This window comes from Rugamonas sp. (assembly GCF_025354735.1).
In the GTDB taxonomy this organism is placed as follows: Bacteria; Pseudomonadota; Gammaproteobacteria; order Burkholderiales; family Burkholderiaceae_D; genus Rugamonas.
On the sequence record NZ_JANXMI010000119.1, the window covers coordinates 1 to 14,751 of the forward strand.

At 66.4% G+C, this 14,751-nt stretch carries 12 protein-coding genes and 1 pseudogene; 9 read left to right on the top strand and 4 right to left on the bottom strand.

Annotated elements, in window-relative coordinates:
- A partial coding sequence (locus Q0S71_RS10000; RefSeq protein ID WP_295994397.1) for a carbonic anhydrase occupies window positions 1-478 on the top strand: 478 nt, incomplete at its 5' end.
- Between the two features lie 58 nt (window positions 479-536).
- Here Q0S71_RS10000 and Q0S71_RS10005 read toward each other — a convergent pair.
- The 3 genes from Q0S71_RS10005 to Q0S71_RS10015 are packed head-to-tail and all read right to left on the bottom strand — an operon-like array spanning window position 537 to window position 2,777.
- The gene (locus Q0S71_RS10005) at window positions 537-1,373 is read right to left on the bottom strand and encodes a hypothetical protein (protein WP_295994398.1); all 837 of its coding nucleotides are present in this window, start codon (window positions 1,371-1,373) and stop codon (window positions 537-539) included.
- Window positions 1,374-1,376: 3 nt separating this feature from the next.
- The gene (locus Q0S71_RS10010) at window positions 1,377-1,970 is read right to left on the bottom strand and encodes a helix-turn-helix transcriptional regulator (protein ID WP_295994400.1); all 594 of its coding nucleotides are present in this window, start codon (window positions 1,968-1,970) and stop codon (window positions 1,377-1,379) included.
- The gene (locus Q0S71_RS10015) at window positions 1,971-2,777 is read right to left on the bottom strand and encodes a TIGR04255 family protein (RefSeq protein WP_295994403.1); all 807 of its coding nucleotides are present in this window, start codon (window positions 2,775-2,777) and stop codon (window positions 1,971-1,973) included.
- Between the two features lie 159 nt (window positions 2,778-2,936).
- Here Q0S71_RS10015 and Q0S71_RS10020 point away from each other — a divergent pair, with 159 nt between their 5' ends.
- From Q0S71_RS10020 to Q0S71_RS10050, 7 genes are all read left to right on the top strand, one after another.
- The gene (locus tag Q0S71_RS10020; protein WP_295994405.1) at window positions 2,937-3,584 is read left to right on the top strand and encodes an ANTAR domain-containing response regulator; all 648 of its coding nucleotides are present in this window, start codon (window positions 2,937-2,939) and stop codon (window positions 3,582-3,584) included.
- 97 nt (window positions 3,585-3,681) lie between these two features.
- Complete coding sequence (locus Q0S71_RS10025; RefSeq protein WP_295994407.1) at window positions 3,682-4,842, top strand: CmpA/NrtA family ABC transporter substrate-binding protein; 1,161 nt, start codon at window positions 3,682-3,684, stop codon at window positions 4,840-4,842.
- 308 nt (window positions 4,843-5,150) lie between these two features.
- On the top strand, window positions 5,151-6,446 hold the full coding sequence (locus Q0S71_RS10030) for an MFS transporter (protein ID WP_295994409.1): 1,296 nt from the start codon (window positions 5,151-5,153) through the stop codon (window positions 6,444-6,446).
- Window positions 6,447-6,461: 15 nt separating this feature from the next.
- Window positions 6,462-9,002 (top strand): nitrite reductase large subunit NirB, encoded by a 2,541-nt coding sequence (gene nirB / locus Q0S71_RS10035; RefSeq protein ID WP_295994411.1) that lies wholly within the window; start codon window positions 6,462-6,464, stop codon window positions 9,000-9,002.
- Window positions 9,003-9,022: 20 nt separating this feature from the next.
- The gene (gene nirD, locus Q0S71_RS10040; RefSeq protein ID WP_295994413.1) at window positions 9,023-9,370 is read left to right on the top strand and encodes a nitrite reductase small subunit NirD; all 348 of its coding nucleotides are present in this window, start codon (window positions 9,023-9,025) and stop codon (window positions 9,368-9,370) included.
- On the top strand, window positions 9,367-10,590 hold the full coding sequence (locus tag Q0S71_RS10045) for an FAD-dependent oxidoreductase (RefSeq protein ID WP_295994414.1): 1,224 nt from the start codon (window positions 9,367-9,369) through the stop codon (window positions 10,588-10,590). The genes nirD and Q0S71_RS10045 overlap by 4 nt, the downstream gene beginning before the upstream one ends.
- Before the next feature lie 13 nt (window positions 10,591-10,603).
- Window positions 10,604-13,345, top strand: a complete 2,742-nt coding sequence (locus Q0S71_RS10050; RefSeq protein ID WP_295994416.1) for a nitrate reductase — start codon at window positions 10,604-10,606, stop codon at window positions 13,343-13,345.
- Here Q0S71_RS10050 and Q0S71_RS10055 read toward each other — a convergent pair.
- Complete coding sequence (locus Q0S71_RS10055) at window positions 13,337-13,765, bottom strand: hypothetical protein (RefSeq protein WP_295994418.1); 429 nt, start codon at window positions 13,763-13,765, stop codon at window positions 13,337-13,339. The two genes, Q0S71_RS10050 and Q0S71_RS10055, sit on opposite strands and share 9 nt — an antisense overlap.
- A gap of 207 nt (window positions 13,766-13,972) precedes the next feature.
- On the opposite strand from Q0S71_RS10055, the pseudogene Q0S71_RS10060 reads away from it, so the two are divergent.
- Window positions 13,973-14,751: pseudogene (locus Q0S71_RS10060) on the top strand (glutamine synthetase); the annotation flags it as partial.

The following is a 14,751-nucleotide window of genomic DNA, read 5'->3' on the forward strand; positions in this document are numbered from 1 at the left end:
CTTCGTCCACCGCAACATCGCCAACGTGGTGGTGCACTCGGACTTGAATTGCCTGTCGGTGCTGCAATTCGCCGTCGACGTGCTCAAGGTCAAGCACGTCATCATCGTCGGCCACTACGGCTGCAAGGGCGTGCACGCGGCCATGACGGGCACCCGCATCGGCCTGGCCGACAACTGGCTGCGCCATGTGCAGGATGTGCACCAGAAGCACGAGCGCTATCTGGGCGACGTCCTGACCAGCAACAAGCGCGCCGAGCGCTTGTGCGAGCTCAACGTGGTCGAGCAGGTCGGCAACGTCTGCCAGACCACGATCTTGCAGGATGCGTGGGACCGCGGCCAGAACGTCACCGTGCACGGCTGGGTCTACGGCCTGAAGGACGGCCGCCTGCACGACCTCGGCATGACCGTCGGCGCCGCCCACGAGCTGGCGCCGCGCACGGCCGCGCGCCTGGGTCAGTACGCCGACGAGCAGGGCTGACCGTCGGCGGCGCCGGCGGCGTCCATCGGCTGGGCTTGCTGGATGGATGCCGCGGCGCTCACACCGGCGTGGCCCCGGCGGCAAGAAAGTCGCCCGGCGGGTCTTCCCGCAAGCTGATGTGTTCAAGCCGCCATTGGTCGACCCGGCGTAAATCGGACAAGGTAAATTGTGTGTCCGCGACGGCCGTGCAGCGGTCCAGCGCGATCTGCGTGGCGACGTCCGGCGCGCCATAGGCCGCGTGAAATAAACGACTCAAATCCGTCGCGGTCCGTTCAGCCGCGCCACGCGCCACCGGGCCGCCATCGATAGCATCGTACACCACCGATATCGACAGAAAGTAAGGCGCGTCGTCGGGCAGTTCCATGCCGCGCTCCTTACCCAGATCGAAGAAGAGTCCGACCAGCTTGTCGCTGCTGGTCTTGACGATGGTTTCGATATGCCCGATCACATCGCGCTTGCCGTGCTTGATGCGTAGCCGCTGCTCCAGCGCATTGGGAAACGCCGGCCGTCCGTAACGCGCGGCCAGCCACTGTTTGAGCACGCGCTTTTCATCTTCGGAAATGACGTGGTTCATATCCGGTTGTTGCAGATTGTCGAAACGGAGTCGCGGTACCGCCATGCGTTCGGAGTGGCGCAGTTCGATGCAGCTCTGATTGGTCAGCGTCAGATGCAGGCGGCGTGGATGGCGCGCCTTGGCGAACATGGGATCGGCCCGCGCGACGATGTCGGCGGCGATCAGCTCAAGCTGTTCCTCGTCTTGATGTGCGAGGTCGCAATCATGGGAGATGACGATCAGTTTTTTGTGCGCTCCGGTGACAGCGTAAAGGCCGAGGGCAAGCGCGTCCTCGTCTGTCAGGATGTTACCTTGGCGCCAGCCGGAGTCGCGCAGCGGCATGCCTTATTCCTCAACGGAGCCGGGAATCGAAACCGAGGACTGCCAGTCGCCGCTTGGTGTTGCGGACGATAGCGCCAGCCCGGAATCGCGGTAGGCCTGCTCCATCGTCGTCGCTTCCGCAATCAGTTGCGCGACCGCCGCGCTGCTGTCGGTATTCGATTTGAGCAGGTCGAACAGCGATTTTCCATGTAGCGCCCGCATCTTCAGCAGTGCGCCGGCGCGCGCTATGCCGGCGTGGCGGAAGGCGTCGGCGATCCGGCTCAGTTCGGTGAGCCGCGGCATTTTGTCGGCATCCGGCCTGGTGTCGGCGGCCAGCCATTTATAGATGGCCTGACGTGACACATCAAACAGTTCCGCCAGATCGGCAATCGCAGGCTGGAGAACCGCGCGAATGTTAGCCAGGTGTTCCGCAGGCGTGCGCACATCGGCCCGCGCTTGGACCGGCATCGCATGCGTGACGGTAAATTCAACCCGTCCTTGCAGATATGGCATCCATACGTCGGCGCGCCGCACATCGTAGCTGCTGCCAGTGCTATATATCAGGCGTTTCATGACCGGGTGGGGTTGGCGCTCGGCCGGACTGGAAAGATGATGCATTTAAACTCCCACGGTGGTCCGCATCCACATCGACCTGGCATGTTCGCTCGTCGTGGCATCGAACACCTGTCTCACGCCGTCGTGCAAGGATTGCAGCTGGTTTTTGATGAGCTCGAAATCAAGCGGTATTTGGCCTTCAACAAAATGATCGGTATCGATCACCGCGTGCTGGACGGCGTGGCCGGTTTGAAAGCGCGGCTTGATGGCCAGGCCGTTCGGCACCATGTCCGGTGGATAGCCCAGCAAGCCGTGCATGCGATGGACCCGCGCCACCAGCGTGCCGGACCTTAGCGGTGGCGCGCCCGGCGTATCGTAGACGGTCTCATTGAGCGCGTAACGCTGCTGCACCGGCAGTGTCACGCCGCGCAGGCCCTCGGCCAGATATTCCTCGATGGTTTCTTGTGGCAGCGGCAATACGGCATCCAGATAGCGCACACCCACCCTGCTGAGATACTCCAGTTGTACCACGTCGTGCACCACCCGCAAGCCCTGCAATAGTTCGGGAAGGAATTCGGCGCTGGTCTGATAATGCGTGGTATGAAACGTCAGTCCCGAGGTTCCCAGGATAAAGCCGGCGCTACGGTCGGCGCGGGTCAAAAGCCAGCTTGTCGACTGCGCCAGCTCAGGCCGGGCTGCGCTCTGTCCGGCAGCGTTGACAAATTGCAGCTGTGTGATTTGCAGCGGTTCGAACAGCGTATAGCCGCGGCGCCGCAAAATGTCCTGAATGTCATCGGCATATTTCGCCATCAGCGCGACCGGATTGAACTGACATTGAGCCAATGCATAATAGACCGGCGCATTGGGCATGAGCTTTCCCACGATGATCCTCTCTTCGGTTGACATTTCAGTTGACAGCTTACGCGCATATTAACAATAGCGCCAACGCGCTGTCGCATGCGGCGGCGGACCGTGGATTGCTTGGTTTGATTCTTGCTTATACTAGGATATGAAATACCTCGATCAGCCATGACGGCCCCGTCCCACTCCGCCCTGCGCGCGCTGCGCATCATCGTCGTCCGCACCGTCATCGGCGCCGCCGACGAGGACGACGCCGCGCTGCGCGCGCAGGCCGGACGCGCCCACGCGCTGCATCTGGGCCTGGTCGAAGCGGGCTACGACATCGTCGCCTCGCTGCCGGCCGACATGCACTTGCCGGCGCAGATCGCGCTGCTGCAGCCGGACATGATTATCATCGACGCCGAGTCGGACGCCCGCGACGTGCTCGAACACATCGTCATCGCCACCCGCGACGAGCGCCGCCCCATCGTCATGTTCACCGAGAGCGAGGACACCGGCCGCATGGAGGCGGCGATGGCGGCCGGCGTGTCGGCCTATATCGTGGCCGGCCTGCACGCCGACCGCATCAAGCCGGTGCTCAACGTGGCGCTGGCGCGCTTCAGGCAGGAGCAGAAGCTGCGCAGCGAGCTGTCCGACACCAAACTCAAACTGGCCGAGCGCAAGGTGGTCGAACGCGCCAAGGGCGTGCTGATGGCGCGCCATCACATGACGGAGGAGGTGGCGTATCAAAAGCTGCGCAGCATGGCCATGAACAAGAATATGAAGTTGTCCGACATCGCCCAGCGCCTGCTGGACGTGGAAGACCTGTTGGGCTGAAAAGCTCCCCCGGAATAGTGCGAGGCACAGACATGGTGCATGATTTTACAATTCCCGCGACGCCGCAAGCGCCGCGCCGCCCACGCCAGGTGCCGGCGTGAGCGCGACCGTGGCCACCGGCGCGCGGCCGGAAAAGGACAGCGTCCGCATCGGCTTCAATCCGCTCACCGATTGCGCCTCGGTGGTGCTGGCGTCGCTGCTCGGCTTCGACGAGCGGCACGGCATCAAGATCGTGCTGCGGCGCGAGGCGTCGTGGGCCGGCGTGCGCGACAAGCTCGTCAGCGGCGAACTCGATGCGGCCCACGCGCTGTATGGCTTGATCTACGGCGCCCAGCTGGGCGTGGGCGGCCAGCAAAAGGACATGGCGGTGCTGATGGGCCTGAACCAGAACGGCCAGGCGATCACGCTGTCGACCCAGCTGGCGGGGCGCGGCGCCACCGACGGCGCCACGCTGGCCGCGCTGATGCGGGCCGAGCCGCGCGGCTACACCTTCGCCCAGACCTTCCCCACCGGCACCCACGCCATGTGGTTGTACTACTGGCTGGCCGCGCACGGCGTCGATCCGCTGCGCGACGTCAGCGTCATCACGGTGCCGCCGTCGCAGATGGTGGCCAGCATGAGCGCCGGCCAGATGGATGGTTTCTGCGTCGGCGAGCCGTGGGGCCACCGCGCCGTGGCCGACGGCGTCGGCGTCACCGCCGCCACCACCCAGCAGATCTGGCCCGACCATCCGGAAAAAGTGCTGGGCGCCTCGGCCGATTTCGTGCGCCACCATCCGAACACCTGCCGCGCGCTGGTCGCCGCCGTGCTCGACGCCAGCCGCTGGATCGCCGCCTCGACCGCCAATAAACTGGCCACGGCCGAAATCATCGCCGCGCCGCCCTACCTCAACACCGGCAAGGAAGTGATCGCGCCGCGCACGCTGCGCCACTACCAGGACGGCCTGGGCCGGGAGTGGGACGACGCCCACTGCCTGAAATTCTACGACGGCGGCGCCGTCAACTTCCCCTATCTGTCGGACGCGATGTGGTTCATGACGCAGCAGCGCCGCTGGGGCCTGCTCAAGCACGATCCCGATTACCTGGCCGTGGCCAGCAAGGTCAATCAGGTCGGCCTGTACCGGCAGGCGGCCGAGATGAGCGGCACCGACGTCCCGGCCGGCATGCTGCGCACGTCGACGCTGATGGACGGCGTGGTCTGGGACGGCCGCGACCCGCAAGCCTACGCGGCCGCGTTCCCGATCCGCCACCGTCCTTAGGCCGGGCGGGCGGGATGGCATCGCGGTGCACGGTGCGACGCACCGTCAGCGTGCAAGCGTGCACCGCAACATCGCACGCGCCGCTTCGGCCCCGTCCACCGGAAGGCGCCGGGCGCGGGCTGGCCCTCTGCGACGCGCCGGCGATGGCACTGGCACAAGTCTTGCAATAGAAACAGCAAGGGATCAATGGCGATCCCCCCACAATGTGCGGGTCCAACGACGGACCGGCACAGGACAACGGCGTCCGCCCAGCGAGGTTTTCGAACCGCGCTGCGCGGACGCTTTTTCGTTTCTGAATGGGGAAAAACATGGCCAGCAAAGCTGACAGCATCAAGCTCTTTTCGATATCGACGCCGCAGATGCGCGCCTTCCACCTGACCTGGATGGCCTTCTTCGTCTGCTTCTTCGCCTGGTTCGCGTGCGCGCCGCTGATGCCGGTCATCAAAGGCGAATTCCATCTGAGCGTGGGGCAGATCGCCAACATCAACATCGCCGCCGTCGCCATCACGATCCTGGTGCGGCTGCTGGTCGGCCCGCTGTGCGACACCTTCGGCCCGCGCAAGACCTACACCGGCCTGCTGCTGGTGGGCGCCATCCCCGTCATCGGCGTCGCCTTCGCGCACAGCTACGAAAGCTTTTTGTTCTTCCGCCTCGGGATAGGCGCGGCCGGCGCCAGCTTCGTCATCACGCAGTACCACACGTCGGTGAGGTTCGCGCCCAAGGTGGTCGGCACCGCCAACGCGGCCGCCGCCGGCTGGGGCAACGCCGGCGGCGGCGCCGCGCAGGCACTGATGCCGCTGCTGATGGCCGCCATGGTCATGCTCGGCGTCGACAACGCCCTCGGCTGGCGCGCCGCGCTGCTGGTGCCCGGCGTGCTGATGATCGCGATGGCCGCGCTGTACTGGCGCTACACGCAGGACTGCCCGCAGGGGAATTTCAGCGAACTGCGCGCCGCCGGCATCGTCATCGAGGGCGGCAAGAAAGGGGGCTGGGACAGTTTCAAGCTGGCCGCCGCCAACTACCGCGTCTGGCTGCTGTTCGTCACCTACGGCGCCTGCTTCGGCATCGAGATCTTCATCCACAACATCGCCGCGATCTACTACGTCGAACACTTCGGCTTCTCGCTGCAATCGGCCGGCATGGCGGCCGGCAGCTTCGGCTTGCTGGCGCTGTTCGCCCGCGCCCTCGGCGGCTGGCTGTCCGACAAGGCGGCCGCGCGCGGCAACCTCAATAGCCGCGTCACGCTGCTGTTCGTGCTGATGATAGGCGAGGGCGTCGGCCTGCTGCTGTTCTCGCACGTCGACGCCGCCATCTTCGCCGTCGTCGCCATGCTGGGCTTCGGCCTGTTCACCCACATGGCTTGCGGCGCCACCTACGCGCTGGTGCCCTTCATCGACAACCGCGCCCTCGGCGGCGTGGCCGGCATCATCGGCGCCGGCGGCAACGCGGGCGCGGTGGCCGCCGGCTTCCTGATGAAAGGACTGGGCAACACGCAGCAGACCTTGAGCGTATTGGGCTTGATGGTCGCGGCATCGGCATTGTGCGCGATCGCCGTGCGCTTCAGCAGCAGCACCGTGAACGAGACGGCGCTGGCCGCCGCATAAAAAGAGGACGTCATCATGAACATCATCGTCATCGGCCACGGCATGGTCGGCCAAAAATTCCTGGAAAGCCTGGGCGAGCGCGGCGACCTGCGCGTGACCGTGCTGTGCGAAGAAGCGCGGCCGGCCTACGACCGCGTGCACCTGTCCGGATTTTTTTCCGGGACCACGGCCGAACAGCTGTCGCTGGTGCCGGCCGGTTTCTTCGAACAGGGCAACCGCGTGCTCAAGCTGAACACGCGCGCCATCGCCATCGACCGCGCCTTAAAAACGGTGACGGTGGTCAGCGGTGAAGTGTTCAGCTACGATAAATTAGTGATGGCGACCGGTTCCTATCCCTTCGTGCCGCAGCTGCCGGGCAAGGACCGCAAGGACTGTTTCGTCTACCGCACCATCGACGACCTCGAACGCATGCTCGAATGCGGCCGGCGCTCCAGGACCGGCGTGGTGATAGGCGGCGGCCTGCTCGGCCTCGAATGCGCCAAGGCGCTGCGCGACATGCAGCTCGACACCCACGTCGTCGAATTTTCGCCGCGCCTGATGGCGGTGCAGGTCGACGACGCCGGCGCCCGCGTGCTGCGCCGGAAAATCGAAGACCTCGGCGTCACCGTCCACACGGCGCAGAACACGCTCGCCATCGTCGACGCGCCCGACGGCGCCGAGGGCCGCCAGCGCATGCAGTTCGCCGACGGCACGCATCTCGACACCGACATGATCGTCTTCTCGGCCGGCATCCGCCCGCGCGATTACCTGGCGCGCGAATGCGGCCTGGAAGTGGGCCCGCGCGGCGGCATCGCCATCAACAGTCAGTGCCAGAGCTCCGACCCCGACGTCTACGCCATCGGCGAATGCGCGCTGTGGCAAGGCCAGATCTTCGGCCTCGTCGCGCCGGGCTACGACATGGCGCGCGTCGCCGCCAGACACCTGCTGGGCGAGCAGGCCGAATTCGCCGGTGCCGACATGAGCACCAAATTAAAATTGATGGGCGTCGACGTCGCCAGCATCGGCGACCCGCACGGCACCGTCGCCGGCAGCCGCAGCTACCAGTTCACCGACGAGCGCAAACAGATCTACAAAAAAATCGTCGTCTCCGACTGCGGCAAATATCTGCTCGGCGGCGTGATGGTGGGCGACGCCAGCGAATACGGCACGCTGCTGCAAATGATGTTGAACCGGATCGAGCTGCCCGAGGCGCCCGAGTTCCTGATCCTGCCGCAGTCCGACGGCCAGGCGCGGCCCGCGCTCGGCGTCGACGCGCTGCCGCCCGGCGCGCAAATCTGCTCCTGCAACGACGTCTCGAAGGGCGCGTTGTGCGAGGCGGTGGCCGCCGGCGCGACTTCCATCGGCGCGCTGAAAAGCTGCACCAAGGCCGGCACCGCGTGCGGCGGCTGCGTGCCGCTGGTCACGCAGATCATGAAGTCGGAAATGAAAAAGCTGGGCATGGACGTCAACAACCACGTCTGCGAACACTTCGCCCACACGCGCCAGGAGCTGTACCACCTGGTCCGCGTCGGCAAAATCGCAAGCTTCGGCGCGCTGCTGGCGCAGCACGGCACGGGTCTCGGCTGCGAAGTCTGCAAGCCGGTCGCCGCCAATATCCTGGCCTCGTGCTGGAACGACTTCGTGCTGAAAAAAGAACACGCCAGCCTGCAAGACACCAACGACTACTTCCTCGGCAATATACAAAAGGACGGCACGTATTCGGTGGTGCCGCGCATGGCCGGCGGCGAAGTGACGGCCGATGGCTTGATCGCGGTCGGCACCGTCGCCAAGAAGTACGGCCTGTACACCAAGATCACCGGCGGCCAGCGCGTCGACCTGTTCGGCGCGCGCGTCGAGCAGCTGCCGCTGATCTGGGAAGAACTGATCGCCGCCGGTTTCGAGTCCGGCCACGCCTACGGCAAATCGCTGCGCACAGTGAAGTCCTGCGTCGGCTCGACCTGGTGCCGCTTCGGCGTCGCCGACAGCATGGGCCTGGCGATCGAAATGGAGAACCGCTACAAGGGTCTGCGTACGCCGCACAAGATCAAGTTCGGCGTTTCCGGCTGCACCCGCGAATGCGCCGAGGCGCAGAGCAAGGACGTCGGCATCATCGCCACCGAAAAGGGCTGGAACCTCTACGTCTGCGGCAACGGCGGCATGAAGCCACGCCACGCCGAGCTGCTGGCGTCGGACCTCGACAAGGAAACGCTGGTGCGCTACATCGACCGCTTCCTGATGTTCTACACCCGCACCGCCGACCGCTTGCAGCGCACCAGCGTCTGGCGCGACAACCTCGAAGGCGGCCTCGCCTACCTCAAGCAGGTGGTGGTCGACGACAAGCTGGGCATCGGCGCCGAACTGGAAGCGGAAATGCGGCACGTGGTCGACACCTACGTCTGCGAATGGAAGGCCGCCGTCGAGAATCCCGAGACGCGCAAGCGCTTCAGCCACTTCGTCAACAGCGACCAGGGCGACAGCAACGTAGTGTTCATGGAGGAGCGCGGCCAGATCCGGCCGGCCACCTTCGATGAACGCCGGCGCGTCATCCCCATCGCCGTCGCCACCGTCGTCGTCTAGAACATCAACAGGAGCCGCGCATGCACCGCGAAATACAAAACGCCCACTGGAACGCCGTCTGCGCGCTCGACGACATCGTGCCCGACACCGGCGTCTGCGCGCTGCTCGACGGTCGCCAGGTCGCCGTGTTCCGCATCGGCGATGATGCGCCGCGCGTGTTCGCCATCGATAACTACGATCCCAATTCGCAGGCGTCGGTGCTGTCGCGCGGCCTGGTCGGCAGCCTCGGCGAGCGCATCGTCGTCGCCTCGCCGATCTACAAGCAGCACTTCGATTTGCAGACCGGCGAATGCCTGGAGGCGCCCGAGCATTCCGTCGTCGCCTACCCGGCGCGCATCGACGGCGACAAGGTCTGGGTCGCGCTATGACGGCGGCGCGGCAGGCGCTGGTAGTCGTCGGCAACGGCATGGCCGGCATGCGCACGGTGGAAGAACTGCTCAAGCTCGCGCCGGAGCTGTACGACATCACCGTGTTCGGCGCCGAACCGCACGGCAATTACAACCGCATCCTGCTGTCGCCCGTGCTGGCGGGCGACAAGACCATCGCCGACATCATGCTGCACCCGCGCGAGTGGTACGCGCAGAACGGCATCGCGCTGCACGCGGGCGACCCGGTCGCGCACATCGACCGCCGCCGCCGCATCGTGCGTTCGCGCGCGGGAGTGGAAGTCCATTACGACCGGCTGCTGATCGCCACCGGCTCCACACCCTTCATCATTCCGGTGCCCGGCCACCAGCTGCCCGGCGTGATCGCCTTCCGCGACATCCACGACGTCGAGCGGATGCTTGAGTCCTCACGCAATCACCGCCACGCCGTGGTGATAGGCGGCGGCCTGCTTGGGCTGGAAGCGGCCAACGGCCTGCTGCGGCAGGGGATGGACGTCACCGTCGTGCATGCGTCGGCCACGCTGATGAACCAGCAGCTCGACCGGCCGGCGGCCATGCTGTTGCAAAAGGCGCTGGAGTTGAAGGGTTTGAAATTCCTGCTCGACGCGCAGACGGCGGAAATCGCCGGCGCCGACCGCGTGACGGCGGTGCGCTTCAAGGACGGCGGCGAGATTCCGGCCGACCTGGTGGTGATGACGGCCGGCGTGCGGCCCAACATCGCGCTGGCGCGAAGCGCCGGCCTGCACTGCGAACGCGCCATCGTCGTCGACGACACGCTGCAAACCTACGATCCGCGCATCTACGCCGTCGGCGAATGCGTGCAGCACCGCCGCGCCACGTTCGGCCTGGTGGCGCCGATCTGGGAGCAGGCGCGCGTCTGCGGCGCGCATCTGGCCGGCGCCGGCCACCGGCGCTACGTGCAGCAGGCCGCGCCGACGCGGCTCAAGGTCACCGGCGTCGACCTGTACTCGGTCGGCGATTTCATCGGCGGCGAGGGCAGCGAAGAGCTGGTGCTGCGCGACGCCCGGCGCGGCGTCTACAAGCGGCTGGTGATACAGGACAACCGCCTCGCCGGTGCCGTCCTGTACGGCGATGTGAGCGACGGCCCGTGGTATTTCGACCTGCTGCAAAACCGCACTGACATCGGCGCGATCCGCCATCATCTTTTATTCGGCCAGGCGCTGTGCGCGCAAGCGGCCTGACCGGGACACCATCGTGAATCTGTCGCAATCCCACCTGTCCGTGCGCACCACCTGTCCCTATTGCGGCGTCGGTTGCGGCGTCAAGGCCACGCCCAAGGACGACGGCGCGATCGATATCGCCGGCGACGCCGACCATCCCGCCAATCAGGGGCGCCTGTGCGTGAAAGGCCACGCGCTGGGCGAGACGGTGGCGCTGGACGGCCGCCTGCTGTATCCGCAACTGCGCACGGAGCGGGGCATGGAGCGCGTATCGTGGGACGCGGCGCTCGACAAGATCGCCGACCGCTGGCGCGCCATCATCGCCGAACACGGGCCGGACGCGGTGGCGCTGTACGTCTCGGGCCAGCTGCTGACCGAGGACTACTACATCGCCAACAAGCTGATGAAGGGCAACGTCGGCAGCGCCAACATCGACACAAACTCGCGCCTGTGCATGTCGTCCGCCGTGGCGGGCCACAAGCGCGCCTTCGGCGAAGACCTGGTGCCGCTTTGCTACGACGACCTCGAACTGGCCGACATGCTGGTGCTGGTCGGCTCCAACATGGCGTGGTGCCACCCCATCCTGTTCCAGCGCATCATGCGCGCCAAGGAAGCGCGGCCCGCGCTGAAGCTGGTCGTCATCGACCCGCGCCGCACCGCCACCTGCGAACAGGCCGACCTGCACCTGCCGATCAAGCCGGGCACCGACGTCTGGCTGTTCAATGGCTTGCTCAGTTATCTGGCGCGTATCGGCGCGGTCGATCCGGACTTCATCGGCCGCCACACCAACGGGCTGGCAGCGGCGCTGGACGTGGCGCACGCCGACTGCGCCGACCCGGCGGCGGTGGCTGCGATCTGCCGCATCGAAGTGGCGGCGCTGATGGAGTTTTACGAAGCCTACGCGGCCAACGCCAAGGTCGTCACGGCCTTTTCGCAGGGCGTGAACCAGTCCTCGGCCGGCACCGATAAAGTCAACAGCATCATCAACTGCCATTTGATCGGCGGGCGTATCGGCAAGCCGGGCATGGGGCCGTTCTCGATCACCGGCCAGCCCAATGCGATGGGCGGGCGCGAAGCCGGCGGCCTGGCCAACATGCTGGCCGCGCACATGGAGCTCGAGCGCGCCGACCATCGCGAACTGGTGCAAACGTTCTGGGACGCGCCGCGCATGGCGGACCAGCCGGGCCTGAAGGCGGTCGACCTGTTCCACGCGATCGAGGCGGGCACCGTCAAGGCGGTGTGGATCATCGCCACCAATCCGGTGGTCAGCCTGCCGGACGCCGACCAGGTCCGGCGCGCGCTGCAACAATGCGAACTGGTGGTCAGCACCGACATCGTGCGACACACCGACACCAACGACTACGCCCACGTGCTGCTGCCGGCGCTGGGCTGGGGCGAGAAGGACGGCACCGTCACCAATTCGGAACGCCGCGTGTCGCGCCAGCGGGCCTTCCTGCCCGCGCCCGGCGAGGCGCTGCCGGACTGGCGGATACTGTGCCGCTTCGCGCAGCGCATGGGGTACGGCGGTTTCGATTTCGACGGCGCCGATCAGGTCTTCGACGAGCACGCGCGCCTGAGCGGCCACCGCAACACCGCCTTGGACACGCCGCGCGGCTTCGACATGAGCGGCCTGTCCGGCTTGAGCCGCGCCGCATACGACGATTTGCAACCGGTCCAGTGGCCGGTGACCCGCGCGGCCGACGGCCGCCTGAACATCAGCGAGCGGCTGTTCGCCGACGGCCGTTACGCGCACGCCGACGGCAGGGCGCGTTTCGTGCCGACGCCGCCGCGCGCGCCGGCCAACGCCGTCAGCGCCGACTATCCCTTGGCGCTCAACACCGGCCGCGTGCGCGACCAGTGGCACACGATGACGCGCACCGGCCGCTCGCCCAGGCTGGCCGACCACGCCGCCGAAGCCTTCATCGACATGCACCCGCAGGACGCGCTGCTGCACGGCGTGCGCGCGGGCCAGCTGGCGCGCATCAGCACGCGTTGGGGCGCGATGGTGGCGCGGGTGCAGCACGGCGGCGGCATCGCGCGCGGCGACGTGTTCGTGCCCATCCACTGGAGCGGGCGGACGGCCTCCGATGCGCGTGTCGGCGCGCTGGTCAATCCGGTGGTGGACCCGGTGTCCGGCGAGCCGGAATTCAAGCACACGCCGGTGCGCATCGAGCAGTTCCACGTGGCGTGGCATGGCTTCATTCTGAGCCGCGCCGAACTGGCGCTGGACGGCGTCGCGCACTGGACCCGCATCCAGGGCGGCGGGTTCGCCCGCTACGAACTGGCCGGCCGCGATGCCATCGCCGATTTCGGAGCGTGGGCGCGGCGGCGGCTGGGCGTCGCCGGTGTTGATGTCGACGCCGACGCGGACTGGCTGGAGTACGAGGACCGCAGCGCCGGCGTGTATCGCGCCGTGCATCTGGTCGACGACCGCATCGAGCAATGCCTGTTCCTGTCGCCGCGCCAGGACCTGCCGTCGCGCGCGTGGCTGGCCGGCCTGTTCGCGCAGCCGCGCATCGGCGACGGCGACCGCGCCGGCCTGCTGCTCGGGCGGCCGGTGGAGAAGAGCGCCGACGCCGGGCCCACCGTCTGTTCCTGCTTCGGCGTCGGCCGCGATACCATCCGCGCCGCGATCCGCAGCCAGCATCTGAGCACCGTGCCGCAGGTGACGGCCTGCCTGAAGGCCGGCGGCAATTGCGGCTCCTGCGTGCCCGAGATCAAACAGCTGCTGGCCGCGGCCCGCGCCGGGGAAGACGCCACACCGGGTTTAGCCTGACGTGCGTGGCGTCAAGTGCGGGTGCAGCACGGCCGACGGCGCGGGCTTGTCCACGTCCGGCACCGCCGCGATGCCGCCGCTGAGCGACACCGCCGCCGTGACCACGCCGTCGAAGCCGCGGTCGATCGCCAGCACGCGCGGCTGGTCCAGCGCCTGCAACAGCGTGATGGCGCCCGCCTTCAGCTGATCGAGTTGCTGCGGGCTGACAGGCACCGCGATCAGGCGCGCCGCTTGCCGCTGCCGGTCCACATAGGATACGTAGACCAGCATGGTTTCCGCGCCCATCATGGCGGTGTATATCGCGGGCTGGTCCTGGCCGGACAGCACGTCGAGCGGCGTCAGTGCGCCGATACTGCGCGGGTTGAGCGGCGCGCCGGTCAGCGGCCAGGTCATTTCGGTATTGCCTGCGTTGTCAGACATGATGAACTCCTCCATTGGGCGCACGCGGTTCGTGCCGAGCCACCACTCTGCGCCGCCGGTCGAAGACCATCTTAGCGCGCCTCATGCTTCGTTCAAGCAGGGCCATGACGAAATGTGATAAATTGTTTTATCGATCACAGAGCGCCATCAGCTGCGAGCGACAAGCCGCGGCGGCCGGCGCCAGATCATGACTAGCGAGAGCGTCTCATGGCCATACGTGAACATTTTTCCTACACCGATATGGAGTTGTGGCTCAACGAAAAGCGGGTCACCGAAATCGAGTGCCTGGTGCCCGACCTGACCGGCGTGGCGCGCGGGAAGATCCTCCCGCGCGGGAAGTTCACGCAGGAGCGCGGCATGCGCCTGCCGGAAGCGGTGCTGGGCATGACCGTCACCGGCAATTACCCGACCGACGACGCGGCCTACGACCGCGCCATCTCCTCCATCGACCGCGACATGATATTGCGCGCCGATCCGAGCACGATCACGATGGTGCCGTGGGCCTGCGACCCGACCGCGCAAGTGATACACGACTGCTATTTTTCCGACGGCGCGCTGGTCGACTTCGCGCCGCGCACGGTGCTGCGGCGCGTGCTCAAGCTGTATGCCGACAAGGGCTGGAAGCCGGTGGTGGCGCCGGAGCTGGAGTTTTACCTGACCGACAAGAACATCGATCCCGACCTGCCGCTGAAGGCGCCCATCGGCCGCAGCGGCCGCGCCGAAACCAGCCGCCAGGTCTACAGCATCGACGCCGTCAACAAATTCGATCCGCTGTTCGAGGACATTTACGACTACTGCGAATTGATGAACCTCGACGTCGACACCCTGATCCACGAAATCGGCGCCGGGCAAATGGAAATCAACTTCCTGCACGGCGATCCGCTCGGCCTGGCCGACAAGGTGTTCTTCTTCAAGCGCACCTTGCGCGAGGCGGCGCTCAAGCACGATATGTACGCCACCTTCATGGCCAAGCCGATGGCGGGCGA

Excerpts from the sequence above, each read along its gene's own strand:
- Q0S71_RS10005 (WP_295994398.1), bottom strand. The coding sequence starts at position 1,373 with ATGCCGCTGCGCGACTCCGGCTGGCGCCAAGGTAACATCCTGACAGAC.
- Q0S71_RS10010 (WP_295994400.1), bottom strand. The coding sequence starts at position 1,970 with ATGCATCATCTTTCCAGTCCGGCCGAGCGCCAACCCCACCCGGTCATG.
- Q0S71_RS10015 (WP_295994403.1), bottom strand. The coding sequence starts at position 2,777 with ATGCCCAATGCGCCGGTCTATTATGCATTGGCTCAATGTCAGTTCAAT.
- Q0S71_RS10020 (WP_295994405.1), top strand. The coding sequence starts at position 2,937 with ATGACGGCCCCGTCCCACTCCGCCCTGCGCGCGCTGCGCATCATCGTC.
- Q0S71_RS10030 (WP_295994409.1), top strand. The coding sequence starts at position 5,151 with ATGGCCAGCAAAGCTGACAGCATCAAGCTCTTTTCGATATCGACGCCG.
- nirB (WP_295994411.1), top strand. The coding sequence starts at position 6,462 with ATGAACATCATCGTCATCGGCCACGGCATGGTCGGCCAAAAATTCCTG.
- nirD (WP_295994413.1), top strand. The coding sequence starts at position 9,023 with ATGCACCGCGAAATACAAAACGCCCACTGGAACGCCGTCTGCGCGCTC.
- Q0S71_RS10045 (WP_295994414.1), top strand. The coding sequence starts at position 9,367 with ATGACGGCGGCGCGGCAGGCGCTGGTAGTCGTCGGCAACGGCATGGCC.
- Q0S71_RS10055 (WP_295994418.1), bottom strand. The coding sequence starts at position 13,765 with ATGTCTGACAACGCAGGCAATACCGAAATGACCTGGCCGCTGACCGGC.